The 2198-nt window shown below is 67.8% G+C and carries 3 protein-coding genes; 2 read left to right on the top strand and 1 reads right to left on the bottom strand.

The features are described 5' to 3' along the window. The coding region (locus tag EP26_RS37115; RefSeq protein WP_211259636.1) for a hypothetical protein at positions 1 to 195 on the top strand (195 nt) is incomplete at its 5' end. Between the two features lie 30 nt (positions 196 to 225). Here the strand turns inward: EP26_RS37115 and EP26_RS30585 are convergent. After that, positions 226 to 1143: a glycosyltransferase family 9 protein gene (locus EP26_RS30585; protein WP_157033985.1), complete on the bottom strand. Its 918-nt coding sequence runs from the start codon at positions 1141 to 1143 to the stop codon at positions 226 to 228. A 406-nt stretch (positions 1144 to 1549) separates the two neighbouring features. Between EP26_RS30585 and EP26_RS30580 the strand changes: the two genes are divergently transcribed. Continuing rightward, the coding region (locus EP26_RS30580) for a Na+/H+ antiporter NhaA (protein ID WP_245624584.1) at positions 1550 to 2198 on the top strand (649 nt) is incomplete at its 3' end.

The following is a 2198-nucleotide window of genomic DNA, read 5'->3' as shown; positions in this document are numbered from 1 at the left end:
GGGCATGGCGAAGCTCCTCTGCTCGCCACGTTGAATCAGAGCGCCGTCAGTCTGGGAATCCCCAGAGAGTCATGCTCTCGGAGACTTGGTATTAGCTACCGTGAGGATGCGGCGGACCGGCGGGATGTCGCGGTGCTGGCGGCGCAGGCCGGCTTCACCGTGATACGGAACGGGACCCGTGAGCTGGCGCTGTAGGACGGCGCCGCCTACTGGCTGCGCCAGGCTTCAAGTTGCACCGGATAACCCGCGCGCCCCCGCAAGGGTGCGGAGTTCAGCCGCCACGCGGGCGATCACCTCACCCCAGGCGCCGGGACGCCTCTGCCGGAAGAGCCGCATGCTTGGGTACCACGGGCTGTCCTCGCGCTCCTCCATCCAGCGCCAGTCGGCATCGCTGGCGAGCAGCGTCCAGACGGGAAGGCCGAGCGCGCCGGCCAGGTGGGCCGGCATGGAGTCGATGCTGATGACCAAATCGAGGCCGCGCATCACCGACGCTGCCTCGAGTATGTCATCGGATCCGGAGAGGATGCCGAAGCCGGGCGGCCGCTCCTCCAGCGCAGAGCCACGCTGGAGGATGTGCAGCGCGACACCGGGGACGGCCCGGAGCGGCTCGAGGAAGCCGAAGGGCACGGAGCGGCGCTCGTAATCCCAGTCGCCGGACCGCCAGACCAGCCCCACCGCAAAATCAAGGCGTGCCTGGCCGGTGCCTGCGCGCATGTCCCGGCGGGGTGGGTGCAGATACGGGACCTGGGCGGGGAGAGTGCTAATTGTGGTGCGGAGGACATGGGGCAGTTCCATCACCTCCACATCGACGTCGTAGGCGACCTCCGGAGTGCCGTCATGCAGCGGAAGAAGGCGTCCGACCGCTGGCATCGTGCGGAGCAGCGGGATGAGCGCCGGCTGCGCCCAGACCGTCAGCTCGGATGCGCGGGCCTGGACGAGGGGCGCGAGGCGGATGAACTGAATGGTGTCGCCAAGGCCGTGATAGCAGCGGAGGAGGACTTGTCGCCCGTCCAGTGGCGTGCCGTCCCAAACAGCCTGCAGGTGGCGTGGGAGGCTCCAGTCCCGCACCCCGAAGCGGGCGCGGAGCACCTCGTCACTGATGCTCCAGGCCTCCCCCCAGTCGCCGCGGCGCATATGGCGCATCCACAGGACTCCCGGATCACTGCTTACCGCTGACACGATCCACCCTGTTGCTCCCGCCGCGCCGCTGCGAGCATTTCGTACTGAACTGGCGGCGTAACGCACCCTCGGGCCAGTCGGTTCCGCGCAACCTGGTGCGGCATGGCGCCGCGCAGGCTGTGCTGAGGCCTGCTGTAGCAGGATCAGAAATCTTCCTGGATTTTTGGGTTCAGTGAGAGCGGGATCGGTGGTTCCTGGGCCATCCGGGATGCGTCCCGCCGCAACCGGGCCGCCGGTGGCCAAGCGATGTATAGCCTCGGTGGGCGGGAATGGTGCGAGGTTGCCGCGAGCGAATCCGCCCGGGTGGAGCAGATTGGAAAGGAATGGCATGGCGGCCCCTGGGACCAGCACACTACATCCCCCCGCCTCGATGCTGCGGGCCTTTCTCGACAGCTCGGCTGCGGGCGGCCTGGCGCTGATGGCGTCGGCCGCGCTGGCCCTCGTCATCGCCAACTCGCCGCTGGCACCAACCTACTTCGCCGCCCTGCAGGCCCATCTTGACCCACTCAGCGTGCAGCACTGGATCAACGACGCCCTGATGGCAGCGTTCTTCCTGCTGGTCGGGCTGGAGATCAAGCGTGAGGTCCTAGACGGGCAACTGGCCAGCTGGAGCCGGCGTATCCTGCCAGGCGTGGCCGCGACCGGGGGCATGGCCGTCCCCGCGCTCATCTTCGCCGCCTTCAACTGGAACGACGCCGCGACGCTCCGGGGCTGGGCGATCCCCTCGGCCACCGACATCGCCTTCGCGCTTGGGGTCCTGGGCCTGCTCGGCTCCCGCATCCCTACCTCGCTCAAGGTGTTCCTGACGGCCCTGGCAATCATCGACGACCTGGGCGCCGTGGTCATCATCGCTATCTTCTACACCGGCGATTTGTCCCTGCCCGACCTGGGCTTGGCCGCCATCATGACGGCGATGCTGGTGGTGGCTAGTGCACTGACCCAGACGGAGGATTCACAGCGGGCCGCTGCGGTGGAATTCTCCGGCTATGGCCCAGACCGTCAGTGTCATCGTTGGATCG

The sequence above is a fragment of the Belnapia moabensis DSM 16746 genome (genome assembly GCF_000745835.1).
Classification (GTDB): Bacteria; Pseudomonadota; Alphaproteobacteria; order Acetobacterales; family Acetobacteraceae; genus Belnapia; species Belnapia moabensis.
Note: the sequence above shows the minus strand (reverse complement) of the source record. Positions and strands in the feature narration are given on the sequence as shown.